Below are 26,999 nucleotides of genomic sequence, written 5' to 3'. Positions count from 1 at the left end.
AAATGAAGTCGAATAAGAATTCTAAAAATAGTCATCGCCATGCAGAAGAGTATGCTTCTGTTAATCTTTCTACTCGTTTTAGAAGATTCAAATTATTGTTATTGTCGCTTTTAAGCGCTGCAATACTAGTTTCTACTGCTGTTGTAATATCCTACACATCTCCGTTTAAACATATTATGGATGATCCTATTTATCCGAATGGAAGTGTGGAAAAACAAGTAAGTTCTACTAATTTTCAAACGGTTTGTCCGACTAGAGTATCTTTGCCAGATTTAGCAAATTATGGCGATAGTGAGTTTCAAGAATCCGAAGGTGATTTAAAGTCGGTTGCGCGATATGCGTCCTTTGGCAATGTTTATAAGTCCTCTGTACATGGTTTAAAAGATTCTGGAAATTCTAAAGATTTAGTCAATAAATCTTTTACTAATGTTTCTAATTCAGATGATGATAGTAAAGCTTATTTTGCTGAAAATAATGTAGACAAAGATGCTCAAATTTTAGAAAGCAATTTTCTTAATGCACAGTCTGGTACTGGATCAGTTGCTTCTAGTGTATCTTGGGCAACAAATGGGGATTTAAAAGGTTTGTCTGCTACTTCTTGCGTATCTCCATCAATGCGACAAAACTTTATTATTCCGCAAATATCGGAAGGTGTGTCAATAAGATTAAATTCTATTAATCTTTCATCAAAACCAACTGTTGTGAGTGTTAAAGCATGGTCAACAAGTAGATCAGGTGCTCAAATGAATCTATCTACTGGAAGTACTTTTACTGTTCCAGCGCATAGTGACTCTTCTTTTAACATTTCTGCCGCAGCCGAGAAAACTAATGGGCTGTATATTCAAGTTTCAAGTGACCAAGCACCAGTTTCATCTTTTGTTAAAGTCGTTCGCTCTCAAGGACTTGTTTCTAAGGGAGTGGATATTATTCAGCCAACAAGCTCGGCGTCTAAGGAACCTGTTTTACCCGGCATTACAGATGGAGATCAGGTCAAAGCTTATATTTGGTCTGATAAAAGTGGGAAACTCGATTTATATTGGCTGGATGATTCAGGAAAGAAAAGCATTAAGGAAGTAGATCTTAATGCAAGGCAAGTTCAGGTTGTTGATTTAGGAAATGCTCCTAAGGGAGTTGGCGCTATTTTTGCTCAAAGCACTGTCTCGACTTTTATTATGGCTTCTGTTGAAAGAAACGGTAAAGATGGTCAGAGTGATATTGCTTTTGTTAATGCTGTTAATCCTATGACTAATAGTGCTTTTGTATCTCCGCTTTCTGCAGATGAAACTTCGTTATATATTGCAAATGGTTTAGTGGATAATTCTCACGTAACCATAAATGCTTATGATTCTTATGGAATAAAGGTATCTTCTAAAGCGGTTGATATTAAACCTTATACTGTTTCAACAATATATGCAAAAGATATTAATCCTAAAGCAATTATGTTTACGCTTAAATCAAAGTCTGGCGTATCTTTTGCTTCTAGGATTCAAAATAATACGGTAAATAGCGCGGGACTTGCAGGAGTTGCTTGGATTCCTTCTAAATCACTTGATCCTAACAGAATAAGTGTTAAGGTTAGAGCAAATCCTGCTATTGTGAAGTAGTTTATTTAGTAAACTATTTTAATTATCTTTACAATCCCCAGTCTGGGTCTATTTCTTCTGGTCTTCTGCCATACAATTCTGCTAGTCGTTGGACCATCTCATCTCGAATGGCGTATTGTAATTCTGCGCGACTAGTAACATGTGTGCATAGCGGCAGCCTGTACAATACGATTCTAGGTGGTATTCCTTTGGAAGCTGGAAATACTTGAGACATTATTCTTTTGTTGCTTTCCCAAAGTACTGGTTGAGATGGTGGAACGTCTTCTACAGCAAACTGCACGCCTTTTGTAAGATTAGACCATGCGCCATTAAGTCTTCGTATTTGACCAGCTACCATTGAGTCAAACATTCCGCTTGCTGTTCTGTACCGTGGTAGTCTTGTGCCAAACATTGGCATTCTCATTCCTCTGCCGTGTCGATTTTTATATCTTCGCTGTTCCCATATTAAAGACGTCATGCTTTAACTTTATTTGTATGCTAGGGCAATTTGACAAACTCATAGTGGAATAGATGGTGGAATAGATGGTGGAATAGATGGTGAAATGAGTGGTCTGCAAAACATGCAAGACACGTTGTAGTAAATATGTTAATAATATGGAATACTTGAATTGCAAGGTTTGTACAGGAGGCAAGTGTTGGAGTCTAATATTCATGAGTGGAATGAGCAAGGACTTTGTGAGTATCTTGTATCGTATTCGCTTATTGGTTTTGATTTAGACAATACTCTTGCTTGTTCAAAAAAGCCTATGACAAGTGGAATGCGTACAGTTTTTGGTGATTTGATAAATAGGTTGCCTATTGCTGTTATTACTGGCGGTGACTTGCGACTAGTTAAAAGTCAGATTTTAAATGTTTTACCTGCATATACAAGACTTGATAATCTACACATTATGCCGACTAATGGAGCAAGCTATTATCGCATTTCGGATGGGCGATTGTACTGCATTTACTCGCATAATATTTCTGACGATGATGCAAATCATGTTATTGAAGTAATTATATCTTGTGCTAAAAAAATGGGTTTGTGGAAGTGTGATTCAGATGAGAAACTTTGGGGGAGTCAGATAGAGAATCGTGGTACGCAAATCACTTTTTCAGCTTTAGGTCAACTCGCTCCTGTTGAATTTAAAAAACAGTGGGATCCTAGTGGAATTTTAAAAACTACTTTAGCTCAAGAAATTTCTAAAAATTTGCCTGATTTTTCTGTGCGCGCTGGTGGCTTTACTAGTGTCGATATTGTCAGCAAAGGTGATAATAAGGCTCAAGCTCTTAAGGCTCTTTCTTCCTATTGCCATATTCCTTTAAATAAGATGGCTTTTGTTGGAGATCGGATGTATGAAGGCGGTAATGATTACCCAACATCTTTAACTGGAGCTTTGGCTATTAGAGTAAAAGATCCTAGTGACACATTTAACTTGTGCACTGGAATGTTAAAACATCTTAATTCCTAGTGCGCTGATTTTTAGACAATTTTCTAATTCCATAAATATTTTCAAATTTTAAAATAGCCTTTAACCACATTGACTTAATTTTATTGCAATTACATTTTGTAATATTTATCGTCGATTTATGCTTTTAAAAAATCTAACTCATAAAATAAATGGGCTTATCCTTAACATTTCTTGGACGATTGTTTTTAAAACCATGGTTAATCTTATTCTTCCAGTTGGCTGCGCAGGATGTGATCTTCCTGATTGCGTTTTGTGCGATGATTGCACGAGTATGTTTAAAGAATGGCATAAGGATCCTTTGATAAGCGTAATGTGCGGAAATATTTATTCGTGCTCAACTTATGTAGGTTTTGTAAGGAAATCTTTGTTGTGTTGGAAGGATCATAGTAATCAACTTCTCGATAAGCCTTTTTCATATTTGGTTTCTCAATTGATAATCAAAGTTATTAGTGATTATAAAAATAGTTATGAAAGTAATTGCAAAAATACCGATGAAAATATTATTGAAAATCTTATTATCGTACCAATTCCATCGTCTTCTAAATCGCAAAGAAAACGCGGAAGAAAACACATGGATCCTATTGCTAAATACGTTTCTAAAAATCTTAAAGAATATGGTATTAATGCACGGGTTGTAAAAGCAATCAAAATGGGCAAAATAAAAGTAAAATCAGTTCAAGTTAAAGGAAGTAGGGGACGATCTTTGCGAACCACAAAAGGGTTTTTAGTAGACACAAGAATAGTGCCAAAAGGATGCAAAGTAATACTTTTAGACGACATTATCACTACAGGATCTACGATGAAAAATTGTGTTGAAGCATTAAAAGATTGTGGTATAACAGTTTTCGCGTGTTTTGCTATAGCAGGAGTATGGTCAAAGGAAAGTGTTTTATACGGATTATAATAACTCGTTATTTGTTATACGTAAGCGGTAGTGTAATCTCAAAATTAGCTCCACGCTTATCATCAACAACTTTTACAGTACCGTTATGCAATTGTGCAGCCCATCTTGCAATAGACAAACCCAATCCTGTGCCACCAGACTCAGTTCCAATACCTTGGCTTCCCTTAACAAATTTTCGGAAAATATCAGCCCTATCCTCCTCAGGAATCTGGTTTCCAAAATTAATAACGTTACAAACTAGAGTATTCTTCTCATGATTCGATTTTGCTGTTATAAGAATCTTAGTATTGTCTGCAGAATGTTTAATAGAATTAGAAACCACATTAGTAAACAATTGCGATAGGCGATTTTTGTCCCCAACAAGCGTAATATCATTTTCGACATTAAGACTTATATGATGATTATGCCCAGCATCCGCTATTTCTATAGGTTCGACAATACTGTTAAGAAAATCTTTAAAATCGAACTCTGTAATAACAAGACTTTCTGCACCAGCTTCTACTCTAGATAAATCGAGTAGAAAAGTGATTAAATCAGCCAACTTGTGAATCTGATTTAGAATAGCCTCCATATTCGACGGTGTTGGCTCTACAACTCCATCAGCAAGATTTTCTACCATAGCTTGTAATGCACTAACAGGTGTTCTAAGCTCGTGGCTTACATTAGCTATAAGATCACGCCTCATGTTATCAGCATGCTCTAGTTCTTCAGCCATTTCGTTAAAAGCTAGAGTTAATTTTCCAACCTCGTCTTTTCTATTCTCAATCTGAACTCGCACGGAATAATCGCCATCTGCCATTGCTTCAGAAGCATCTCGCATTTGTCTAAGCGGAGCAGTTAATCCTCTGGAAAATGCGTAAGTTATACCTAGCGCTACAGCTAGCGTTATAGGCATTGCAATCCATCCGCTTAACCCAACTTTTAAAAGAAACCAAGCCATTACAAATGCTATAGCTGTTGCAACAACAATAATCGCAGATAATTCACCTTTTAAAGACGCAAAAAACCCTATAAAACGATTAGGATGCAAAGCAGATTGCAAAGTGACCTCAGAAAAAGAATCGACTTTACCTACTTTATCAACAGAATTGTTATTGTTATTTTTATTATTTCTAGTTAAATATTTGGTCATAATCTTCATCAGGTGGCTCAAAAGCATAACCTATTCCATGTATTGTGCGAATCCAAGAAGAACCAATTTTATGTCTTAAAGATTTAACATGTGAATCAACAGTTCTAGTTCCAGAAGCATCTGGCCAATCCCAGACTTCTTCTAAAAGTGTTTCTCGTTTTAAAACATCATGAGGATGCTTTGCAAAAGTAGTCAATAAAGAAAATTCAGTAGGAGTAAAATGAATTTCTTTACCGTTAAGAGTAACAAGCCTCTGTCTAGGGTCAATAATCAAATCTCCAAACTTAAATAGAGCGTTATATTGCGCTCTATTTGCGATTAAAGTAGCTCTTTCAACTCTCCTCAAAATAGCAGCACATCTTGCGATAAGTTCTCTAGGAGAAAACGGTTTAGTAACATAATCGTCTGCTCCAGCGCTTAATCCAGCCAGTTTATCCGACTCAGCATCTCTAGCTGTAAGCATCAGCACAGGAATAGGGTATCTAGATACTATTCTGCGAGTCGCCTCAATGCCGTCCATAACAGGAAGCATGACGTCCATAATTATAAGATCAGGCTTTAAGGTTAAAGCAGCTTTAACAGCAGACACTCCATCAGAAACAACTCTAGCCTTCCAACCTCTGGCAACAATACGTTGCGCAATAGCTGTGGCTAAATCTGGCTCATCCTCTACAACAAGAATTGTTCGAGGAACACCTTTTTCTGATGGAGTGTCCAACATTTTAACCTAATTCAGATTCCTAACTTAAGTTATTAATTATCAACTAACTACTTGCTGACTGGCTTAAGGAATACAGCTCCAAGCGCTGGAACAGTAATCCTTGCAGAATATGGTCTTGAATGATACTCTTCAGCAGCGGCTGTGAATGTGCCATTGTGAATATCAGAACCACAATACTTAGCGTCGTCTGTTGTAAGAACTTCTTCCCATTGACCACCCTTAGGCAATGCCACTTGGTAATCTTGCCAAGCCTGACCAGAGAAGTTAACAACCACAACAATTTCTTCACCGTTATCACCAATACGAATGTAGCTTAAAGTATTGTGATCAGAATCGTCGCTAGTAAGCCACTGGAATCCGTCTGGCGTAAAGTCTTGGCTCCAAAATGCTCTAGAACTCTTATACAAAGCGTTAAGATCTGCTACCAACTTTTGTACACCTTGATGGAACGGCCATTGAAGCTCATGCCAATTAAGCGAATTGTTGAAGTTCCATTCGCAAGACTGGCCGATTTCTCCACCCATAAACAGGAGGTTCTTTCCTGGGTGAGACCACTGATATGCCAAAAGCGCACGAAGACCAGCAAATTGCTGCCACTCGTCTCCAGGCATCTTTCCAAGAAGAGATCCCTTGCCATACACAACTTCATCGTGACTCAAAGGCAACACATAATGTTCGGAATATGCGTAAACCATAGAGAATGTGATTTCGTTGTGATGCCAACGGCGATTAATTGGCTCTTCCTTAAGGTATTGCAAAGTGTCGTGCATCCAGCCCATGTTCCACTTTAAGCCAAAGCCTAAGCCGCCCATGTCTGTAGGAGCAGTAACGCCTTGATATGCAGTGGACTCTTCTGCAATCATCATAATTCCAGGATTATTCTTGTATGCAGTAGCGTTTGCTTCCTTAATAAAGTCAATAGCCTCAAGGTTTTCGCGTCCGCCATACATGTTTGGACGCCATTGGCCAGCTTCACGGCTGTAATCCAAGTAGAGCATAGAAGACACAGCGTCTACACGCAAAGCATCAACGTGATACTCGCTAAGCCAGAAGCAGGCGTTAGCAACCAAGAAGTTACGAACCTCGTGTCTGCCAAAGTTAAATATGTACGTTCCCCAATCTGGGTGCTCGCCGCGAAGAGGATCAGGGTCTTCATAAAGCGCGGTGCCGTCGAATCTACCCAAAGCAAAGTCATCCTTAGGGAAGTGTGCTGGAACCCAATCCATAATCACACCAATGCCAGCCTTGTGGAGCTTGTTTACTAAGTACTTAAAGTCGTCTGGGCTTCCAAGCCTAGAGTCAACAGCGTAATAACCAGTCACCTGATAACCCCAAGAACCTGAGAACGGGTATTGGGTAAGAGGCATAAACTCAACGTGAGTAAAGCCTTCTTGCTGAACGTAATCAACCAGGTGATCTGCAAGTTCGCGATAATTATCGTAATCGCGATTCCAGCTATTTGCCTGAACTTCGTAGATGCTTACAGGACCATCGTGAGCATTAGTCTTTGCGCGATGTTCAAGCCATTCGCTATCGTGCCATTTAAATTCGGAATCAACAACAACAGATCCAGTATTAGGTGGAAGCTCATGAGAGCGCTCCATAGGATCTGCCTTCATAATCCAGTTTCCAGCTTGAGTCATAATCTCAAACTTATAAACTTCGCCTGCACCTACTCCTGGAATGAAAAGCTCCCAAATACCGCTAGATCCAAGAGAACGCATTGCGTGGCGGCGACCATTCCAATAGTTAAAGTTGCCAACAACTCTTACAGCGCGTGCGTTTGGCGCCCACACCGTAAAAGCAGTTCCAGTAACTTTTTTAACCATCTTTCCTGTTTCTGGGCTAACAAGACCCCAAGAATCGGTAATGCTTTTAACATGAGCACCCAGTGCTTCCCAAAGTCTTTCGTGTCTGCCTTCGCCAAACAGATACATGTCCATATCGCCAATCTGAGGCAAGTAACGGTACGGATCATCATCTACAGACTCGGTTCCATTCACTTCCACAGTGCGGATACGATAGCTAGGAACAGACCACTCTTTGCTCTTAGAATGCTTTGTGGCAGGAACAACAGCAGTAAAAATACCGTTGTATTCGTGTTTGGCTTCGTATTCTCCGCCCTTAGTAAGAATTGTTACCTTCTTGGCCATTGGTCGCAATACGCGAACCGTGGCAGTACCAGCGCCTTTGCCAGTTCCGAGATGTCCACCAAGGACCTCGTGTGGATTGTAGTATTCTGCGTTGCTGACCGCAGCAAGCACGTCCTGACGGACAGCCATTGCGATTGCATCTTCATTGATGTTAGATACTGTACTCATGTTGTCTATCATACAACATTATTTGCGTATGTCTTGTGTGTTTTGAGCAAAGTTTGACTAATCAGTCAAAAAAATATCTTTTCGAGCCTCAAGTCTTTGCCTTATGGAAAACTGAAATGAGTTTTTCTGTGCATACGGAGGGTTCTGTGGGTTATCAAGTCGGCGATATGGTCGTCTATCCTCGTCATGGTGCGGCTCGAGTCGAGGAAATTAGTGAACGCACTGTCAAAGGTATTACTAGGCAATACTTACGCTTAGTTGTATTGTCTTCAGATGGTTTAGAGATTAATGTCCCAGTAGACAATGTCAAAAAAGTTGGCGTTCGAGATATTGTAGGCGCAAAAGAAGTTGCTAAAGTTTTTGAAATTTTACGCACTCCTATTCTCGAAAAAGAAATGAATTGGTCTCGTAGATACAAGCTTAATGTTGAGAAAATCGCTACTGGCGATGTTAACAAGATTGCAGAAGTTGTTCGAGATTTATCACAGCGAGATGTAGACGAACATGGTTTGTCTGCAGGAGAAAAGCGTATGCTTGCTCGCGCTCGCAGTATTCTTATTTCGGAAATTGCATTATCTGAAAAGATTGACGAAGAGCAGGCAGAGCGCTTGTTAAATGTGAATCTTGGATATGCTGATCCTCTGCCTGGAGATGAGCAACACCATACTCAAGCTCCAGAAGAAGCTGCTGCAGATACTCTTAGATTGCTTGCCGAGAGGTCTAAAAAATCTAAAAAGAAGTAGGACATAAAAATTCACCTCCTAAGTTATAAAAATTTAGGAGGTGAATTTTATTCTTTATTTATATTTTTTTATATCTTCCTATATCTTCTACTTATTTTTATTTTTCAGATTTACTTTCCAGGATCCTGCTGACCTTTGTTAGACCTACTTGGATCTGGCTTAGAAACTGTAGGCTTTTCTGTAATAGGCTTATTTTGCTGAGAGGCTTCGTGCTTTCCCAACTCTTTTCTCATGTTAATCGTAGCTTTACCGGCATTGTCAATGTCTTCGCAAATTTTCATAACCCATTTTCTTAAATCGGTTGCATACGTTGGCATGAGCTCGTTAACCCACATTACAGACGTGTAGCTTCTTCCAGCTGTTCCAGTCAAAATGCTTATGTCAGTATTATTGCGTTGACTGTTGTTGATTATTACGTCAAATTTTCTTTCTTCTATTAATTTCTGGAATTTGTCCACATTAGTCTTATCAATAGCATCGTCTTGAGCAGCCTGAGTAGCATATTCTTTAGGAGTAGAATCCTCTATATTCATATCTGACATAAGCCAGAAAAGAATAGGATTAGTTGACGCATACTTTAAGTTTTTGTGATCTTTACCAAACTTTTCAATATATTCGTCAAGATTCTTTTCTTGAGATTTAACAGTATTAAGTCTTTTAGTAAAAATCTTCTTCTTTGACGGAAGAATCTTAGAGAAAACGTCGCAAATATTAGACGCCATAGCACTTCTCGCATCTTTGGACAACCATAAGTAAGGATTATCACCATTTAAAGCGCCAACTGTAGAAGCAGCATTTACTGTTTCGCTCTTTTTAGATAAGTATTTTGCAATCCAACTGTCATATCCAGCCCCGTTAGAAATCACAACTTGTGCATCATAAAGTTTTTGCAAATCCTTACTGGATGGTTTAAATGAGGAGGAATCAACATCTGGCTTGTTTATTATTGACTTAACAACAACATCGTTGCCTCCGATCTCTCTGGCTAAGCTTGCCCAAGATTCAAGTGTGGAAACAACTTTAATTTGTTTAATTTCTTTTTTTGTATGTGTTGTTTTTTCAGAAGATTGTGAATTTGCACCGCACCCAGCCATGCCAATCAACATTGATGGCACAATTGCGCAAGCTAAAATCGCTTTGCATATTTTCTTTGCGCGACTTAAATGAAAAGTATTTTCACACATCTTTGCGCCCCTTCCGTAAACAGCGTGCACGTACAAAAGTGTGGTACTGCTGTGGTACAGCTAATAAGTTGTATTACTAATAATAAATACCATTCTATTATTAATATCCTGTTATTAGTAGTTGTGTCGCGCACCTCTATACCTCACGATAGCCTATCCATACGAATATACTACGTGTACGAATTGTATTAGATGATTTGTAAGTTGAACATAAGAATTAACATGCGAGCTGGGAAGTGAATCATGGTTGTTGTATTAGATGGGAAAGCGCTAGCTGCAAGTATTAAAAGCGACTTAAAAAATAGAGTAGAAAAGCTTAAAGAAAAGGGCATTAATCCAGGGCTTGGAACGCTTTTAGTTGGAAGCGACCCTGGTTCGTTGAAGTATGTTGCTGGAAAACACAAGGATTGCGAAGAAGTGGGGATTCGCTCAATTCGATGCGATTTGCCAGAAGACGCTAGCGAATACGAAATTCTTACTGCTGTCGAAAAATTAAATAATGACCCTTCCTGCACAGGTTTTATAGTGCAATTACCTTTGCCAAAAGGCGTGGATTCTAAGAAGATTATTGAGGCAATAGACCCTGCAAAAGATTGCGACGGAATGCATCCGTACAATTTAGGCGAGCTGGTTATGCATATTTCGGGAGATATTGTTACACCTCTTCCATGCACGCCGCGAGGAATTTTGGCACTGCTAGATGCTTATAACATTGATCTTGAAGGCAAAAATGTGTGCGTACTTGGACGAGGAATTACTGTTGGACGAACAATCGGGCTGCTTCTTACGCGCAGGGGAGTAGATGCAACTGTAACATTATGCCACACGCGCACGCGCGATTTGCATGATATTATGATGCGATCTGACGTTATTATTGCGGCAATGGGCAGCGCTGGATTTGTAAAGCCTTGCGATGTTAAGCCTGGATGTGTGTTGGTTGATGTTGGTGTATCGCGCGTTTTTGATGAAGAAGTGGGAAGGTATCGTGTAAAAGGCGATGTTGATGTTGCTTGTAGAGAAGTCGCGGGAGCGTATTCGCCAAATCCTGGTGGAGTGGGTCCAATGACTCGCGCAATGCTATTGGCTAATGTTGTTGACATGGCTGAGCGAGCAGCAAGCGGCGAGTAGTGTTAAGTAGCAAATATCAAGTAGCGCGACACGCCCGAAGTAAAACGGCGATTTTGGCTATGCCTATATATAACATTGACAGAGTGCGTGCATAGTGCGCGTGCAAAAGTCATAATTTAATATCGAGTAATATCCACCCCAAGAAGAAACCACTAATAAGTAATGGCAGAGAATAATAACGAAGTCGCCAAGGTTGCGATTAATGATATTGGCACCGAAGAAGACTTCATCAAGGCAGTCGATTCAACCATCAAGAATTTTGACGATGGTGATTTAGTTGAAGGTACAGTCGTAAAGATTGATCACGACGAAGTATTGTTGGACATCGGCTACAAAACTGAAGGTGTAATCCCTTCCCGTGAACTTTCCATCAAGAAAGACGTTGATCCAGATGATGTTGTTGAAGTTGGCGACACCATCGAAGCCCTTGTTGTAACTAAGGAAGACAAGGAAGGACGTCTTATTCTCTCCAAGAAGCGTGCACAGTATGAGCGTGCTTGGGGTGATATTGAGAAGATCAAGGATGCAGACGGCATTGTTGAAGGTACCGTTATTGAGGCTGTTAAGGGCGGCTTGATTGTAGACATCGGTTTGCGCGGCTTCTTGCCAGCTTCTCTCGTTGAAATGCGTCGCGTTCGCGATCTTTCCCCATACATTGGTCAGAAGATTAAGGCTAAGATTCTTGAGCTCGATAAGAATCGCAACAATGTTGTACTTTCTCGTCGTCAATTCCTCGAGGAAACCCAGTCCGAAGTTCGCGAGACCTTCCTTTCGCAGCTTAAGAAGGGTCAGATTCGTGAAGGCGTTGTGTCTTCTATCGTGAACTTCGGCGCATTCGTTGATCTCGGCGGTGTTGACGGTCTCATTCACGTTTCCGAGCTTTCTTGGAAGCATATCGATCACCCATCCGAGGTTGTTAAGGTTGGCGATAAGGTCACTGTTGAGGTTCTCGACGTTGATCTCGATCGCGAACGCATCTCCCTCTCCCTTAAGGCAACTCAGGAAGATCCATGGCAGCGCTTCGCTCGTACCCATGTTCCTGGACAGGTTGTTAAGGGTAAGGTCACCAAGATTGTTCAGTTCGGTGTGTTCATCTCCGTTGAAGACGGCATCGAAGGCTTGGTTCACATTTCCGAGCTTGCTAACCGTCATGTAGAGAACCCAGAAACTGTTGTTAAGGGTGGCGAAGAAGTATTCGTTAAGGTTATTGACGTAGACCTCGATCGTCGTCGTATCTCGCTCTCCTTGAAGCAGGCTAACGAGGCTGTTGATCCAAATTCTGAAGATTTCGATCCAGCTCTCTACGGCATGCCAGCTGAGTATGACGAAGAAGGAAACTACAAGTACCCAGAAGGCTTCGATCCAAACACTAACGAGTGGATTGCTGGTTACGAGCAGCAGCGCGAAGAGTGGGAAGCACAGTATGCAGCAGCTCACGAATTGTGGGAGCAGCACAAGGTGTTTGCCGCTAAGGAACTCGCAGCTGCAGCAGAATCCGCAGCCGCTGATGGTCAGAACGAAGAAGCTGAAAAGAAGCCAGCTAAGGAAGAAAAGAAGGAAGAAGTTGCTTCCAACTATTCTTCTGAAGCAGCTAGCGAAGGTGCTTTAGCTGATTCCGATCAGCTCGCAGCTTTGCGCGAACAGCTTTTGAGCGAAAAGAAGTAGTTTCTACTTTCTACTAGAAGTTTATTAACAATTGCCCTGATGAGTTACCATCGGGGCAATTTTGTTTATGTTTGGCTACTATTTTGAGTATGTTTTACGAGTATTTTTGTGACTCAAGTTTTGTAATTAAATATAGGTACAATTAATTTTCTTTTAAGAATAATGATTATATGATGCTTTTAAACATTAATCATAATTCTTAAAAGGATTGGTGAAGATTATGAGCACGTTTGATAACAATCAGAAAAATCCTCAGTTCCCTTCGTATGATGGTAATAATGAGGAAAACGCTAAAGCAACTTTAGTAAGCTCGCGCAATAAAATTGTTGCAGGTTTGCTAGCGATTTTCTTAGGATTTTTAGGTGTGCACAATTTTTATCTTGGTTTTAAAGGAAAGGCGATTGCACAGCTGCTTATTTCTGTTCTTTCTTTTGGTTTCCTGTTGATTATTACGGGAATATGGGCATTGGTTGAGGGTATTTTGATTCTTTGCTCAAAGCCTGGAAGTAAGTGGCACAAAGATGCTGATGGTGCTGAGTTAAAAGACTAAAAATAAATATTTAGTATTAAGATTTATAAGTAATTTTACAAATAAAAGATGCGTTTTAGAATTCAATTTCCAAAACGCATCTTTTATTTTTTATGCCTAAAACATTAGAACAAATGAATAATATAGCAAATATACTTATTCTTTAATATTGCATATTTTTTAATTTCATTAATGCTGCAGAGATAATTAGTACTTATATAACGATGGTTATGTAAAATCAAATATGCATATGTCGATTAAATATGTTGTGTTGTAATACGGATAGTAGCTTGTATAAAGGGTTTTTATGAAGAATATTGAAATTAAAAAATTAGATTATTTAGAAGCCAAAGATAATATGAATATAATTTTAGATTTATATCTAAAAGCATTCCCTAAAGAACTAGATCGTATAGATAATGTTCGTGAACGCATATTAGATAGTTTGAGATATAACAATAGTGCGCTTTTACTTGTTGCTACGATGAATAATCGTATTATCGGTGTTTTATATGGCATAGAATTATTACAAGATAATTGGTATGCGCATCAAATTAAGCCATTTTTATCAGAAAATTATGATTGGTTCAATCAAAGCTTAGAGCTAAATGAGTTGTTTGTAGACACCGAATTTCAACATTTAGGTGTGGGCAGTGCGCTTATGAAGAAAGTCGAAAATCTTGAATTATATAAAACAATAATTTTATCTACAAAAAAAGATGACAATGCTGTTGCCTTAGATTTTTATAACAAGCTTGGATACAGTTTATTAACCGATAATTGGAAATCCTATTACGGGCCTATTTACTGCGTACTATATAAGAAGTTTTAGTAGGGTCAATGAAAATTTACGCTATTGTGAGAAATGTATCGTTTATAATCAAAATATGACAATGATGCGGATTGCGGTAACGGGCGGAATTGCAGCTGGAAAATCTACAGTAGTAAATCATTTGCGTTCGTTTGGCGCGTTTGTTATAGATTACGATGTTTTAGCGCGTGAATGAGGTTTCTACCGAAGGTGCTTTAGCTGATTCCGATCAGCTCGCAGCTTTGCGCGAACAGCTTTTGAGCGAAAAGAAGTAGTTTTCTACTAAAATCTTATAAATAAGATGCCCTCGGTGAGTAATCATCGGGGCATCTTTTAATATCTTTAGTAATAACGCTTTGATTTATTAATTTTTTATTATACAGTTTTTAAGAAAATAAATTTCTTACGAGAGAAAGTGTGATTATTGTGAGTGATTTAGATAAGCAAACTGGAGATTACTCCGGCTCTGACGGACAGACTCAGTACGGACAGCCACAGTACAATGATCAGTCCCAGCAGTATAACCAGGCTCAGCCACAATATAACAACCAATCCCAGTATGGTGCTCAAACTCAGTACAATGCTCAGCCGCAATACAATGCTCAGCCTCAGTGCAATGCTCAGCCTCAGTATGGTCAGACTCAGTATAATCAGAATTCATATGCTCAGCCGCAATATGGTCAGTACTCTCAGTCTACTCCTCAGTACAATCAAGCATCTTCATACTCTAACTATGGGTCTAATTATTCATTAAACGCATACAGAAGCTCTCGTAACAAGATTGCTGCAGGCCTGTTAGCGATTTTCTTGGGTGCTTTGGGTGTGCACAATTTCTATCTTGGTTTTAAAGGCAAGGCTGTTGCTCAGCTGCTTATTTCTATTCTTTCTTTCGGCTTGCTGGCTTTTGTTTCTGGAATTTGGGCATTTATTGAAGGAATTTGCATTCTTTGCTCTCAGCCTGGTTCTAAGTGGCATAAGGATGCCGATGGAGCTGAACTTCAAGACTAATTTTACAATTATTATTTAGCGTATAATGCCCCGGTAATTAGTTACTGGGGCATTACTTATAATTTATGTATGACAATGATGCGGATTGCGGTAACGGGCGGAATCGCTGCTGGAAAATCTACAGTAGTAAATCATTTGCGTTCGTTTGGCGCGTTTGTTATAGATTACGATGTTTTAGCGCGTAAAGTAGTGGAACCGGGAAGCGCAGTGTTGCGGGGAATCGTAAGCATTTTTGGGGAAAATGCCGTTAAGAATGATGGTTCTTTAAATCGCGAGTTTATTGCAAAGCGTGTTTTTGGGGATGATGTAAATCATAAGCAAGCGTTAAGTAAGATTGAATCACTTATTCATCCTGCTATTTATGATTTAGCGAAGACTTTAGAAGGTGAGTATATAAGCGAGTATTCTAGGAAAATTTCTAAAGAAGATTGCTGTGAACGCGCATCTTTAAGCTCAATTATTGTGCACGATATTCCGCTGCTTGCGCAAGTAATTGACAGCATTCCATTTAGTTTTGATCATATTATTACAGTTGAAGCGCCTAAAGATGTTCGCATTGCGCGAATGATAAACGAGCGCAAAATGAGTAAGAATCAGGCGGAGCAGCGCATAAATAATCAAGTTGAAGAGATTGCGCGAAGGAAAATCGCTGATTTTGTAGTTGATTCTACAAAGCCTATGGAAGTTATGCTTAAAAGCGTTGATTCAAAAATTAAAACGTGGATGGGTAAGGAGCATTAGAGACTCAAAGGAAAAATCGCAAGCAACCGCGCGATTGTTGGGTTTTAGTAAAATAAATAAAATGCTCTTGGAGAAAAATAATGTCGAATAAAATTCAGCGCACAAACAAGCCTTTTGTAGTAAAAGCGCCATACAATCCTTCTGGCGATCAGCCGCAAGCAATCGAAGAGCTGGCTAATCGCATTGAAAACGGCGAAAACGATGTTGTTTTAATGGGTGCTACTGGAACTGGTAAAACTGCTACAACCGCTTGGCTAATTGAGCGTTTGCAACGACCGACTCTTATTATTGAGCCGAATAAAACTTTGGCGGCTCAACTTTGCGCGGAGTTTCGCGAGCTTATGCCAGATAATGCTGTGAGCTATTTTGTGTCTTACTACGATTACTATCAGCCGGAAGCGTATATTCCGCAAACAGATACGTATATTGAAAAAGATTCGAATATTAACGACGATGTTGAGCGTCTTCGTCACGCAGCTACAGCGAATTTGCTTACGCGTAGAGATTGCGTTGTTGTAGCTACCGTTTCTTGCATTTATGGACTCGGTACCCCAGAGGAGTATGCCGAGCGAATGCTTATGCTGAGTGTTGGGGAGCAGCTTGAGCGAGACGATTTATTGCGTCAATTTGTGAACATGCAATACAAGCGCAATGACATTGCTTTTACGCGTGGAACTTTTAGAGTGCGTGGAGATACGGTTGAGATTATTCCAGTTTACGAAGAATTAGCTGTGCGAATTGAGTTCTTTGGTGACGAAATCGACAGAATTACAATGTTGCATCCGCTTACTGGGGAAGTGATTCGCCAAGAGAGTAGTGTTCATATTTTCCCTGCATCTCACTACATTGCAGGGCCTGAGCGCATGGAGCGCGCGCTGGAGGCGATTGAAAAAGAGCGTGACGAAAGAGTTGCGCAGCTTAAAAAGCAGAATAAATTGCTGGAAGCTCAGCGTTTGGAAATGCGAACTACGTATGATTTGGAGATGCTTCGCCAAGTTGGAGTATGTCCAGGAGTGGAAAATTATTCGAGGCATTTTGACGGTCGCGCTGCAGGCACGCCTCCGCATACTTTGCTTGACTTTTTCCCAGACGACTTTTTGCTGGTTTTGGACGAGTCGCATGTAACTGTGCCGCAAATCGGAGCTATGTATGAAGGCGATGCTTCGCGCAAAAGAACGCTTGTGGAGCATGGTTTTAGACTGCCTTCTGCAATGGATAATCGCCCGTTAAAGTGGAAAGAATTTTTGGAGCATGTTGGTCAAACTGTGTATCTTTCGGCAACACCTGGAGATTACGAGTTGGGGCTTTCGGATGGCGTAGTTGAGCAGATTATTCGCCCAACTGGCTTGCTTGACCCTAAGATTGAGGTTCGACCTGTGGAAGGGCAGGTTGATGATTTGCTTGCGGAAATCAAGGCGCGTGTTGCAAAAGATGAGCGCGTGCTTGTTACTACGCTTACTAAGAAAATGGCGGAAGACTTAACTGATTACTTTTTGGAGCTTGGTATTAAAGTTGAGTACTTGCATTCGGATGTTGATACTTTGCGCAGAGTGGAGCTTTTGCGCGAGCTTCGCGAAGGAAAAATTGATGTGATTGTTGGCATTAATTTGCTTCGTGAAGGCTTGGATCTGCCGGAAGTTTCGCTTGTTGCGATTTTAGATGCAGATAAAGAAGGCTTCTTAAGATCTTACCGCTCGCTTATTCAGACGATTGGACGCGCTGCTCGTAACGTTTCTGGAACTGTGCTTATGTATGCAGATAGCGTTACGGATGCTATGAGCAAGGCGATTAGTGAGACGGAGAGGCGTCGCGAAAAGCAAATCGCGTATAACAAGGCGCATGGAATTGACCCTAAGCCTTTGCGAAAGAAGATTAGCGATGTGAACGATATGCTTGCTAAAGAGGATGTTGATACTCAAACTTTGCTAGTAGGCGGTTACAGGAATGCTAATAAGGCTGGGAACTCGCATTATGGCGTGCCAAAAGAGCCAAATCTTGGGCAGCAAAGTAAAGAAAAGCGTATGGCGAATATTTCTGAGTTGCCGCAAGACGATATTATGTCTTTGATTAAGAATTTGAGCGAGCAGATGCATGTTGCTGCAGAACAGTTGCAATTCGAGCTTGCAGCGCGATTGCGTGACGAAATACGCGATCTAAAGAAAGAATTGCGTCAAATGGATGAGGCTAATAAGTGAGTATGATTAATCGTGAGTTAATCGCGTATAAATAAGCTAGTAGTGATTAATCGTGACTAGTCACAAGGTAATCGTGCTTTAATAAATGAGTGTTGCTAAGTGATAAGTGTGCCTAATAAATAGACGCGATAAATAAATAAGCGCGAGTTTTGTCTATAGGTCACAATTTGCTGGTACACTATTACTCGGAAAGTGGGTATTTTCCCATTTAAAAATAAACAAACAAGGAAACAGGCAGGCATTATGAGAAAAGCCAAAATTGTTGATACTATTGGACCAGCTACCGAATCGTTAGAGGGCATTACCAAGCTTGTTGAAGCTGGCATGGATGTTGCTCGCTTAAACCGTTCGCATGGCACTCCTGAAGATCATTTGCGCGTTTACAACAATGTGCGCGAAGCTTCAAAGACCACTGGTCGTAATGTTGCTGCTCTTGTTGATTTGCAGGGTCCAAAGATTCGTTGCGGCTGGTTCAAGAAGAACGCTGACGGCGAAGACAAGGTTTATTTGGAAGAAGGTCAAGAGTTCGTTATCACCACAGACGATATTGAGGGTGATGAGCATCGCACTTCCACAACCTTCAAGGGTTTGCCAGGAGATTGCCACGCAGGCGATCCAATTTTGATTGATGATGGCAAGGTTCGTCTTGAGGTTACCAAGGTAGAAGGCAACGACGTACACACTAAGGTTGTTGTTGCTGGCCCAGTTTCTAGCCACAAGGGCATTAACCTTCCAGGCGTTGCCGTTTCTCTTCCAGCATTGACCGAAAAGGATGAGTCTGATCTTCGTTGGGCTATTCGCACGGGTGCAGACATTATTGCAATGTCGTTCGTGCGTTTTGCTACCGATATTGATCGCGCTCACGAAATCATGGACGAAGAAGGCCGCCGCATTCCAATCGTTGCAAAGATTGAGAAGCCACAGGCTGTTGCAAACTTGGAAGAGATTGTTAAGACCTTTGATGGCATTATGGTTGCTCGTGGAGATATGGCAGTGGAGATGCCACTTGAGCAGGTTCCACTCGTTACCAAGCGCTGCATTGAGCTTTCTCGCCAATACGCAAAGCCAGTAATCGTTGCTACTGAAGTTCTTGGATCAATGGTTAACTCTCCAGTTCCAACTCGTGCAGAGGCTTCTGATTGCGCTAACGCTGTTCTTGACGGCGCCGATGCAACTATGACATCTAACGAGACCGCAGTCGGCAAGTATCCAGCAGTTACCGTTCAGACCATGTCTCGTATTTCTCAATACGCGACTGAAAATGGCTATGATCGCATTCCATCTGTGGAGCTTGACATGTCTAGCACGGGTGCAGTTTCTTCTGCAGCTGTTGACTTGGCGGACAAGCTTAACGCTAAGGCGATTGTTGCTTACACTCAGACTGGTCGCACTGTGCATCGCATTTCTCGCGAACGCCCAGCTGCTCCAATCTACGGCTTGACCAACAATGAGCACACTTATCACTGGTTGGCTTTGAGCTGGGGCACTGAAGGCTTCTTGATTAGCGAGGACTACCACGATATGAACCGTCACGATCTTATGATCTTCACCGACAAGGTTCTTCGTGAAGCTGGTAAGGTTGAAGACGGCGACAAGATTGTTGTTTTGAGCACTGCTCAGGGTGAGCGCCAGGCTGGTCGTACCGACTCTATTTACGTTCACACCGTTGGTGCTTGCGATTAATCCCTAGTTGATTGCTAGTTAATCGTTAGTTTTTTTAAACGCGCATCCTTTTGGGTGCGCGTTTTCGTTTAGCATGAATCTGGTGATTTCTCACGCTACGATTTAAACTCGAAGTCGTCTATTCCCGCGTTTGTTTACCATTTGAGCCAAAAAGGGAACAAACGCAGTAATGAAAACGCTACGAGGATTAAGTGTGTCGTTTGGTGTGTCGTTTGTGTATCGTGCAAAATCGCGTGAGAGAGAAGATAACAAAAACGCCGCTTAGAATGTTAAGCGGCGTTGTGCACGTGCCCCCGGTGAGACTCGAACTCACACTGCACAGATTTTGAGGCTGTTTCCTCTACCAATTGGGATACAGGGGCATCTTAAATTATCCGCGTTTTAACGCGACTTGATGACTATACCACATTTTGTAGAGTAATCAAATATACCGCGTGTTGCGCGTGCGGAAAAGTCGCTAGCAGCCGAGCACCAAAAACCCAAAGTAAAATCAAAATAAATAAATATAAATCAAAACAGAGTCAAAACAGAGTCAAAACAGAAATATTAATTTGCAAATTATTTAAGACTGGGTGTGTTGATGTAAGAATTTTGGTATAATTGCGACTTGCGCCTCTGTAGCTCAATGGATAGAGCAACGGCCTTCTAATCCGTTGGTTGCGCGTTCGAATCGCGTCGGGGGCACTTGTTTGATTTTCTGCTCTTGTATTATTTCGAAAGCATTTCGACAATATCTCATAAAAACAAGGAGCGCGCGTGGAAAAGCATAATGATAATGTAGCCGCAGCGATAATTCTGGCAGCAGGTGATGGGACGCGCATGCGTTCAACAACGCCGAAAGTATTGCATCCGTTCGCTGGAAAAACGTTCTTAAATCGCGTAATGAACGCAATGGCAGGCGTAAACCCTAAGGAGCTTGCTGTTGTAGTGCACGCTCAAGCGCAACGAGTGTCGGCAGCTGCGCAAAGCTACAATAACGCCGTGCGTATTGTGAACCAGGATGATAAGCCTGGAACGGGCAGGGCAGTGCAGTGCGCAATGCGAGATCTTAATGAAGCTTCAAAACAAGAATGTGGTAGTGCGCTTAAAGGTTCTGTGGTAATTGCGGCAAGTGATATGCCACTTTTAGACACGCAAACATTGCAATCATTAATTGATTTTCACAATAATCAAGGCAATGTAGCAACTGTTTTAACCGCTGTTTTAGACGATGCCACTGGCTACGGGCGAATTGTGCGAGAAGCAAATGGTGATGTGCTAAGAATTGTTGAACACAAAGATGCTAATGCAGGAGAGCTTGCGATTAAGGAAGTGAACACATCTGTGTACGTGTTCGATGCGGAAGTGCTTACAGACGCAATATCTAACCTTAATTCCAAGAACGCTCAAGGCGAGTTTTACTTAACGGATGCGCTAGAGCACGCTCGCACAATGGGGCGTGTTGGAGCAATGGCGGCAGCTGATTCGTTGAGAGTAGAAGGCGTAAATACACGCGTTCAATTAGCTGCGCTTGCAAAAGCATACAACAAGCGCGTTTGCGAAAAGTGGATGCTTGAAGGCGTAACGATTCTAGACCCAGAAAACACGTGGATCGAAGACGATGTTGTTTTGCAAGAAGACGTTACGGTACTTCCAGGGTGCTTCTTGCAAGGGCAAACGATTGTTAAAAGCGGTGCGGTTGTAGGACCATACACTACGCTTATCGATGCGCAAGTAGATGAAGACGCGGTTGTGGAGCGCTCGCGTGTGCAAGAATCACATATTTGCCGCGCTGCAAACATTGGTCCGTGGACGTATTTGCGACCAGGAAATGTGCTTGGCGAGGAGAGCAAAGCGGGCGCGTTTGTGGAGATGAAGAAAGCGCATATTGGAAACGGCACTAAGGTTCCACACTTAAGCTACATGGGCGACGCTGATTTGGGTGAGCACACGAATATCGGCGGTGGCACAATTACAGCAAACTACGACGGTGTGCATAAGAATCACACGACTATTGGCTCTAACGCGCATGTTGGTGCAGGAAACCTGTTTGTAGCTCCCGTTACTGTTGGAGATGGAGTTACAACGGGTGCAGGATCTGTTGTGCGTCACGATGTTCCAGCGGATTCCATGGTGTATTCGGAAAATACGCAGCATGTTGTAGAAGGCTGGAAGCCAGTTTGGGAGCGCTAGTTCGATAGTTCAATAGTTAAGGAGAAACAATGGCAGCTTTAGAAAGCTCTGTTAACGCGATTAGGATTGCTGCGGCTGCAGCTGATAGGTTAAAAGCCACTAATATCCAGGCTTTTGACGTTAGCAATCTGCTTGGAATTACAGACGCCATGCTGGTTGTTTCTGCATCTAACGAGCGTCAAGTCTTAGCTGTTAGCGAAGAAATCGAAAAAGACTTGTACTTAAAAGACAATAAGCGTAAAGCTTTATCTCGAGAAGGTTTAGAACTAGCACAGTGGATTTTGCTTGATTTTGGCGACTTTGTGATTCATATTATGCACGAGGAAGCGCGCGAGTTTTATCGCCTTGAGCGTTTGTGGAATGATTGCCCTGCAATTGATTTGCAACTTCCAGAGCATGATGAGAGCGATGCGGATGGCGATTATGTCTATGATGCGCAAAATGGCGATCAAGAGTCTGAAAGGTAGCGCAAGATAATGGTTGATTTTGTTGAAAGCGCAACGCAAATTGCGCATAATGCCAATAAAAACAGCGCTCACGAAGGTATTGCGCGTTCTGTAATGCTTGTTCGCCATGGCCAGACGCCTTATAATGCACAATTTAGACTTCAAGGCATGATTGATATTGCTTTAGATGAGTCTGGAATAGACCAGGTGACTCGCTCTGGTAAGGCTTTGCGTGTTCTTTTTGGAGCTTCCGACTTAGAAGACCCAAAGAATCCAAATAGCGAGGAGCACGTGCGCATTACTCCAGAAGAAGCAGACGCGAGTTTTGTTGCAATTGCTTCTCCGCTTATTCGCGCACAACAGACAGCTCATGCTTTTGCAGATAAGATTGAGCTTAATGTTCACGTTGAAAATGGTGTGCGCGAGCGCTTTTTTGGAGAGTGGGAAGGCCTTAATCGCCAGCAAATTAACGAAAAATGGCCTGAAGATTTTAAGTCATGGGTTGATGGCAAAGGTGGTGAACTCAACCACGGTGCAGAAACTAAGCAAGAAGTTGGCGAGCGCGCGGCGAAAGCTGTTGAGGATTGGGCGCGCAAAACTGGCTCGGATCGCGATTTGCTAGTGTTTTCGCACGGCTCTTGCCTATCTCAAACTGTTCATAAGCTTCTTGGATTAGACAAGGTAGATCCTTCTTATAAGACGATTGGTGGAATGGGAAACGGTCGTTGGGCGCGTTTAATTCCAAGTCTTAACGCGGATGGTTCAATCCATTGGCGTTTGGATGCTTACGATCAAGGCCCTGCAGCCGACCCTACAAGTCAGCGTCTTATTCGCATTTGGGGAGCGGCTTAAGTAGCTGTGTAATCTTTTCATTTTTCGCCGCTTATGTTCCAAAAGCTACCGTTTAGCGGTTTTGTAAAGACAGATTATTTACAGTGCCGTATAGTCAAAATTACAAAACAGAAAGCTAGCAAAAGCTAAGAAAAGTTAGCAAAAGCTAGTAAACGCTAACGGTAGTATACGGAAGGGAGGCTTGATGAAGGTAACGATTGCTATTGTGCCGCCAGAAGAGGAGCAGCACGCTCAATTGTCAGTTCACAATATTGACGACAATCTTAAACGCATTATAGCCAATTTGCAAAGCATTGATTCTAAAAATGCAAAAGCAAGTAACACTGAAAATAATACTGTAAATGCGGAAAATAGCAACAATAATTCATTCATATACGGTTATATTAACGATTCGATTATTGTTATGCATGAGCCAGATGTGATTATGATTTGCGTAGAAAATTCGCGCGTAATTATTCACAGTGATAAAGGCGAGTGCGTGTCTTACAAGCGCCTAATGGATTTCGACAATCCGCAATTCGCGTCGTTTGTGCGCATATCTAAATCCGCAATCGTGAACTTGAATCGCATTGTTCGAGTTGATCCAGGATTCGGCGGAAGTATGAGCGTAAAAATGGACGACGGAAGCGTTGAGTGGATTAGTCGCAGATGCTTAGCTGGGTTCAAAAAGCGCTTAGGAATGTAGTTTTAAGCGTAGTCAAATATAAAACTATCAAAAATTTTAATACTAATTTTTTAATACTTAAAAAGGAAATGATTATTATGGAAAAGCAAGTTACAACTTTTGGTAAAACAATGGTAAAAAACATTGTTAAAGGCATTGGCATAGGGTGCACTATTTTTACTGCAATTAGTTTTGTGTCGAGCCTGTTAGCGCATACCGCAGTTGGAAACAGAATTGCATCTTATGCTGTAGCGTCGTTTGTTATTGGCATAGGCTATGGAGTGTTCGCTATTTTTTGGTCGAATGAGCGTATGTCAAATCTTGCGAAGTTCGTTTTTGCACTAGTTCCACCAATTGCTATTCAATTTATTGTGTCTGTGATTGTTGGGTGGATTTCATTCAAAGATGGGCCAGCTGTGATTTGCGGATGGATTGTATTCACTGTTATTTTCCCGATTGCACTTGCTGCAATAATTTATTACTTCGAGAAGAAGAAAGCGGAAGAAATGAACGCTAGGTTGCAAGCATTGCGTAAAGAAAGCAAGTAAATTAGTGACAATTAAATAATTTAAGTAAAAATTTAAGTAAATAAAATAATCAAATAAAAATTGAGTGGTGTTCATCTTCGCCTTTGAAGAAGAACGCCACTCGCTATTGTATGCCTCGTATTAGAGACCTAAAAATTCGGCGTTTTGTTAGATTTTTGCTAAAAATTAGTATTTTGATTAATCTTTAGCAATTGTCTTTCCAGCATTAGCTCCAGAAGTCAAATCCTGAATCTCATTAATCTCCATAACAGGAACGGCAGCAGGCTTCTTTGTGCCTTTTTCTTCTGCAACTCGTACCTGCTCTTCGTAAATCGCGTCATCTGTGTGAAGAGTAACGGTCCCGCGGAAGCGATATCCCTTCTTTTCGGCCAAATTTGCAACGGCAACAACAAGCTGGCTGCCGTCTTGCAAGTTCTTAAAATGCTGACCTGCAGTGCGCTCGTGGTAAGCAAGGTGATTATCGTCTAGAACAAACATTGACATCTTTGGTCCAAGATCAAGCTCGCCATCTTTGCTAATCGTTGCAATCCAAGCCAAATTGTTCTCAATAAAAGTCTTCATATCTTCACTAAGAGTTGCCATGTTGAGTCCTTTCTTCAACTGATTATTTTGCAATCGCGCAATCATATGATTATGATTCAATCACATCTAAGATTACGCGCAATCCTGCATATAAATGCTTAAAATTCGACAAGTTTTTGCAAAAACGCCTAAACTTGTGACATAAATCACCAATTGTACAAAGTGCAAACGTAATTTTCCGCACTTTGTACCATATTTGACCTAAATCACGTACAAAAAGCGGAAAATCGCTAACGCGCTACGCTTTAAGCGAAAAGGCAGGTCGTCGCGCAAGAAAAATCTCGAATCTCGGTGATAAAAACCACGCAAAAGTCCTAGCATGTAAGAGGGCTGGGTGATTCTTGGTCGAACAGTATAAGAGCGGCAGCCGATACCAAATAATCCAATGATCAACCACTACAAACAAACCTCAACACAAAAACAAAATCAAAGACAAAACGGAACAACCGCAACTCTAGACTACACGTAATAGGCGGAGCGTTGTGAGACAAGAATTAGCCAGCCCTCTCACAATAGTAAACAGAGAATACCGTTCGCGCGGTCTAAGCGCGCTCACGTCTTCGCTTGCGTTGAAAGCACACTGTGCTTTCAACCTTAAGCAAGCTCAGCGCTCCGAATTACCTTTTCGCGCTACGCTTTAAGCGAAAAGGCAGGTCGTCGCGCATCAATCATTAATCGTAAATATTAAGGTAAAGTCGCAGTGTGTACAACCAATTCAGTTGTCAATTAGGAAATTTTCCGAAGGAACGCCGATAGGTTGTACTTTTCTTGTTTTTGTGGCTATTCTATAAAGTTTATAAGGCAATTTAGCTACCTTAAAGAAAAATTTAATGTTATAGACTTGTGATTTGCAAGAAATTGAGGGGAGTGACATGAGTGAAATAAATAGCGCGGTTCAACCAAGACAGAACAATCGAATTAACGTAAACTTCGCGCGAATCATGTTGCTCTTATGCGCCGCAATTTGGGGCGGAAGCTACGTCTCATCTAAATACGCTCTAGAGGTATTCCCACCTCAATGGCTTATGGGAGTTCGCATGCTTGGAGCGTGCATAATAATGGGCGCAGTCTTCTTTAAAACAATCCGCAAAAATTTTACTAAAAAGCTAATAATTCCTTCGCTTTTAACAGGTGTTACATACTACGCATCTTTAGTTACTCAAACAGAAGGATTAAGGTGGATAGACCCAGGTAGAAGTGCTTTTCTTACAGCCGCCTACTGTGTTATAGCGCCATTTTCAGCTTGGATGATTATTAGAAAAAAGCCAACGCTTTTAGGAATTATTGCAGCTCTAACATGCGTTGTGGGCGTTGGATTAGTTGCATTAAAGCCAGGATCTCTTGTTCTTACACTTTCTCACGGAGATGTTTTAACTCTTATTTGCGCGGCTGTTTTTGCGTTTAACTTAACATACTTAGCGTATTATTCTAGACAATACAATCCCGTTGCTTTAACATTCGGTCAGTTTAGTGTTTCTGGAGTTCTATTTTTGTGCGGAGCTGCAATAAGTGAGCCTTTGCCTAATTTTAATGCCGAAGATAATTGGATAACTATTACGAACATGTTCTATCTTATAGTGATAGTAACTGTTCTTGCGCAAATCATTCAAAACTATACTCTGATTTATCTTTCAACAGCTAACGCTTCCGTGATTATGTGCACAGAATGCTTATTTACATTGCTATTTTCTAGCATTCTATACAACGAGCGCGTAACAAGCGTTGCTTTTATTGGCTTTGCATTGATTTTTGCTGCGATTCTGCTTGCAAGTTTGGCAGAACATATTGAGCTTATAAAAATCAAAAATAAGCAGAAAATTTCTGAAACAGAGTCTAAAGTTGCATCTGCAGCAGCATCTACAATTTAAATAGTTGTCAATTTAAATAGTTGTCAATAATTGTCAATTTGAATAGT

At 41.1% G+C, this 26,999-nt stretch carries 24 protein-coding genes, 2 tRNA genes and 1 pseudogene; 20 read left to right on the top strand and 7 right to left on the bottom strand.

Going from position 1 to position 26,999, the window contains the following annotated elements; translation table 11 throughout:
• Positions 1-2 precede the first annotated feature (2 nt).
• Complete coding sequence (locus GAVG_RS04170) at positions 3-1,604, top strand: DUF5719 family protein (RefSeq protein ID WP_004114828.1); 1,602 nt, start codon at positions 3-5, stop codon at positions 1,602-1,604.
• Positions 1,605-1,632: 28 nt separating this feature from the next.
• Here the strand turns inward: GAVG_RS04170 and GAVG_RS04165 are convergent, their stop codons facing one another.
• Positions 1,633-2,061: a metallopeptidase family protein gene (locus tag GAVG_RS04165; protein WP_004138024.1), complete on the bottom strand. Its 429-nt coding sequence runs from the start codon at positions 2,059-2,061 to the stop codon at positions 1,633-1,635.
• A gap of 175 nt (positions 2,062-2,236) precedes the next feature.
• Here GAVG_RS04165 and GAVG_RS04160 point away from each other — a divergent pair, with 175 nt between their 5' ends.
• Both GAVG_RS04160 and GAVG_RS04155 read left to right on the top strand, forming a co-directional pair.
• Positions 2,237-3,055, top strand: coding sequence for an HAD-IIB family hydrolase (locus GAVG_RS04160; RefSeq protein ID WP_013399656.1), 819 nt, complete (start codon positions 2,237-2,239; stop codon positions 3,053-3,055).
• A gap of 118 nt (positions 3,056-3,173) precedes the next feature.
• Entirely contained in the window at positions 3,174-3,959 is a 786-nt protein-coding gene (locus GAVG_RS04155; protein ID WP_009994383.1) for a ComF family protein, read from the top strand.
• Positions 3,960-3,966: 7 nt separating this feature from the next.
• Here the strand turns inward: GAVG_RS04155 and GAVG_RS04150 are convergent, their stop codons facing one another.
• The 3 genes from GAVG_RS04150 to glgB are packed head-to-tail and all read right to left on the bottom strand — an operon-like array spanning position 3,967 to position 8,133.
• The gene (locus GAVG_RS04150) at positions 3,967-5,100 is read right to left on the bottom strand and encodes a sensor histidine kinase (RefSeq protein ID WP_009994381.1); all 1,134 of its coding nucleotides are present in this window, start codon (positions 5,098-5,100) and stop codon (positions 3,967-3,969) included.
• Entirely contained in the window at positions 5,072-5,812 is a 741-nt protein-coding gene (locus tag GAVG_RS04145) for a response regulator transcription factor (protein WP_004113162.1), read from the bottom strand. The genes GAVG_RS04150 and GAVG_RS04145 overlap by 29 nt, the downstream gene beginning before the upstream one ends.
• A 47-nt stretch (positions 5,813-5,859) precedes the next feature.
• The gene (glgB, locus tag GAVG_RS04140; protein WP_009994379.1) at positions 5,860-8,133 is read right to left on the bottom strand and encodes a 1,4-alpha-glucan branching protein GlgB; all 2,274 of its coding nucleotides are present in this window, start codon (positions 8,131-8,133) and stop codon (positions 5,860-5,862) included.
• A gap of 146 nt (positions 8,134-8,279) precedes the next feature.
• Here glgB and GAVG_RS04135 point away from each other — a divergent pair, with 146 nt between their 5' ends.
• Entirely contained in the window at positions 8,280-8,876 is a 597-nt protein-coding gene (locus GAVG_RS04135; protein WP_009994378.1) for a CarD family transcriptional regulator, read from the top strand.
• Between the two features lie 110 nt (positions 8,877-8,986).
• Here the strand turns inward: GAVG_RS04135 and GAVG_RS04130 are convergent, their stop codons facing one another.
• Positions 8,987-10,060, bottom strand: a complete 1,074-nt coding sequence (locus GAVG_RS04130; protein ID WP_004114839.1) for a metal ABC transporter solute-binding protein, Zn/Mn family — start codon at positions 10,058-10,060, stop codon at positions 8,987-8,989.
• A 243-nt stretch (positions 10,061-10,303) separates the two neighbouring features.
• Here GAVG_RS04130 and GAVG_RS04125 point away from each other — a divergent pair, with 243 nt between their 5' ends.
• The 9 genes and pseudogenes from GAVG_RS04125 (at position 10,304) to pyk (ending at position 19,820) form a co-directional block, all read left to right on the top strand.
• The gene (locus GAVG_RS04125; RefSeq protein WP_004114841.1) at positions 10,304-11,188 is read left to right on the top strand and encodes a bifunctional methylenetetrahydrofolate dehydrogenase/methenyltetrahydrofolate cyclohydrolase; all 885 of its coding nucleotides are present in this window, start codon (positions 10,304-10,306) and stop codon (positions 11,186-11,188) included.
• Positions 11,189-11,350: 162 nt separating this feature from the next.
• Positions 11,351-12,853 (top strand): 30S ribosomal protein S1, encoded by a 1,503-nt coding sequence (gene rpsA, locus GAVG_RS04120; protein WP_004113153.1) that lies wholly within the window; start codon positions 11,351-11,353, stop codon positions 12,851-12,853.
• Positions 12,854-13,073: 220 nt separating this feature from the next.
• Positions 13,074-13,403, top strand: a complete 330-nt coding sequence (locus GAVG_RS04115; protein WP_009994376.1) for a TM2 domain-containing protein — start codon at positions 13,074-13,076, stop codon at positions 13,401-13,403.
• Between the two features lie 286 nt (positions 13,404-13,689).
• Positions 13,690-14,214 carry a GNAT family N-acetyltransferase gene (locus GAVG_RS04110; protein WP_009994374.1) on the top strand — a complete coding sequence of 175 codons (525 nt, stop codon included), beginning with the start codon at positions 13,690-13,692 and terminating at the stop codon, positions 14,212-14,214.
• 55 nt (positions 14,215-14,269) lie between these two features.
• A pseudogene (locus tag GAVG_RS04105) lies at positions 14,270-14,386 on the top strand (dephospho-CoA kinase); the annotation flags it as partial.
• A 224-nt stretch (positions 14,387-14,610) separates the two neighbouring features.
• Entirely contained in the window at positions 14,611-15,201 is a 591-nt protein-coding gene (locus GAVG_RS04100; RefSeq protein ID WP_009994373.1) for a TM2 domain-containing protein, read from the top strand.
• Between the two features lie 69 nt (positions 15,202-15,270).
• Complete coding sequence (gene coaE, locus GAVG_RS04095) at positions 15,271-15,942, top strand: dephospho-CoA kinase (RefSeq protein ID WP_004114846.1); 672 nt, start codon at positions 15,271-15,273, stop codon at positions 15,940-15,942.
• An 80-nt stretch (positions 15,943-16,022) separates the two neighbouring features.
• Complete coding sequence (gene uvrB / locus GAVG_RS04090; RefSeq protein ID WP_009994372.1) at positions 16,023-18,137, top strand: excinuclease ABC subunit UvrB; 2,115 nt, start codon at positions 16,023-16,025, stop codon at positions 18,135-18,137.
• 243 nt (positions 18,138-18,380) lie between these two features.
• Complete coding sequence (gene pyk / locus GAVG_RS04085; protein WP_004113139.1) at positions 18,381-19,820, top strand: pyruvate kinase; 1,440 nt, start codon at positions 18,381-18,383, stop codon at positions 19,818-19,820.
• Positions 19,821-20,108: 288 nt separating this feature from the next.
• Here pyk and GAVG_RS04080 read toward each other — a convergent pair.
• Positions 20,109-20,182: transfer RNA gene (locus GAVG_RS04080), tRNA-Leu, on the bottom strand.
• A 249-nt stretch (positions 20,183-20,431) separates the two neighbouring features.
• Between GAVG_RS04080 and GAVG_RS04075 the strand changes: the two genes are divergently transcribed.
• The 6 genes from GAVG_RS04075 (at position 20,432) to GAVG_RS04050 (ending at position 24,502) form a co-directional block, all read left to right on the top strand.
• A tRNA-Arg gene (locus GAVG_RS04075) sits at positions 20,432-20,504 on the top strand.
• A 72-nt stretch (positions 20,505-20,576) separates the two neighbouring features.
• On the top strand, positions 20,577-21,992 hold the full coding sequence (gene glmU, locus GAVG_RS04070) for a bifunctional UDP-N-acetylglucosamine diphosphorylase/glucosamine-1-phosphate N-acetyltransferase GlmU (protein ID WP_013399648.1): 1,416 nt from the start codon (positions 20,577-20,579) through the stop codon (positions 21,990-21,992).
• Positions 21,993-22,021: 29 nt separating this feature from the next.
• Complete coding sequence (gene rsfS / locus GAVG_RS04065) at positions 22,022-22,459, top strand: ribosome silencing factor (protein WP_009993484.1); 438 nt, start codon at positions 22,022-22,024, stop codon at positions 22,457-22,459.
• Positions 22,460-22,468: 9 nt separating this feature from the next.
• On the top strand, positions 22,469-23,290 hold the full coding sequence (locus tag GAVG_RS04060; RefSeq protein ID WP_009993488.1) for a histidine phosphatase family protein: 822 nt from the start codon (positions 22,469-22,471) through the stop codon (positions 23,288-23,290).
• A gap of 184 nt (positions 23,291-23,474) precedes the next feature.
• Positions 23,475-23,975 (top strand): LytTR family DNA-binding domain-containing protein, encoded by a 501-nt coding sequence (locus GAVG_RS04055; protein WP_004113132.1) that lies wholly within the window; start codon positions 23,475-23,477, stop codon positions 23,973-23,975.
• A 77-nt stretch (positions 23,976-24,052) separates the two neighbouring features.
• A complete protein-coding gene (locus tag GAVG_RS04050) occupies positions 24,053-24,502 on the top strand; it encodes a DUF3021 family protein (RefSeq protein WP_048653129.1) in 450 nt (149 codons plus the stop codon).
• A 177-nt stretch (positions 24,503-24,679) separates the two neighbouring features.
• Here the strand turns inward: GAVG_RS04050 and GAVG_RS04045 are convergent, their stop codons facing one another.
• Positions 24,680-25,084 (bottom strand): pyridoxamine 5'-phosphate oxidase family protein, encoded by a 405-nt coding sequence (locus tag GAVG_RS04045; protein WP_048653143.1) that lies wholly within the window; start codon positions 25,082-25,084, stop codon positions 24,680-24,682.
• A gap of 872 nt (positions 25,085-25,956) precedes the next feature.
• Here GAVG_RS04045 and GAVG_RS04040 point away from each other — a divergent pair.
• The gene (locus GAVG_RS04040; protein ID WP_004138359.1) at positions 25,957-26,952 is read left to right on the top strand and encodes a DMT family transporter; all 996 of its coding nucleotides are present in this window, start codon (positions 25,957-25,959) and stop codon (positions 26,950-26,952) included.
• Positions 26,953-26,999 lie beyond the last annotated feature (47 nt).

The organism is Gardnerella vaginalis ATCC 14018 = JCM 11026, assembly GCF_001042655.1.
Taxonomy (GTDB): Bacteria; Actinomycetota; Actinomycetes; order Actinomycetales; family Bifidobacteriaceae; genus Bifidobacterium; species Bifidobacterium vaginale.
The sequence above is the reverse complement of the archived record's forward strand: the minus strand, read 5'-3'. Positions and strand labels throughout refer to the sequence as shown.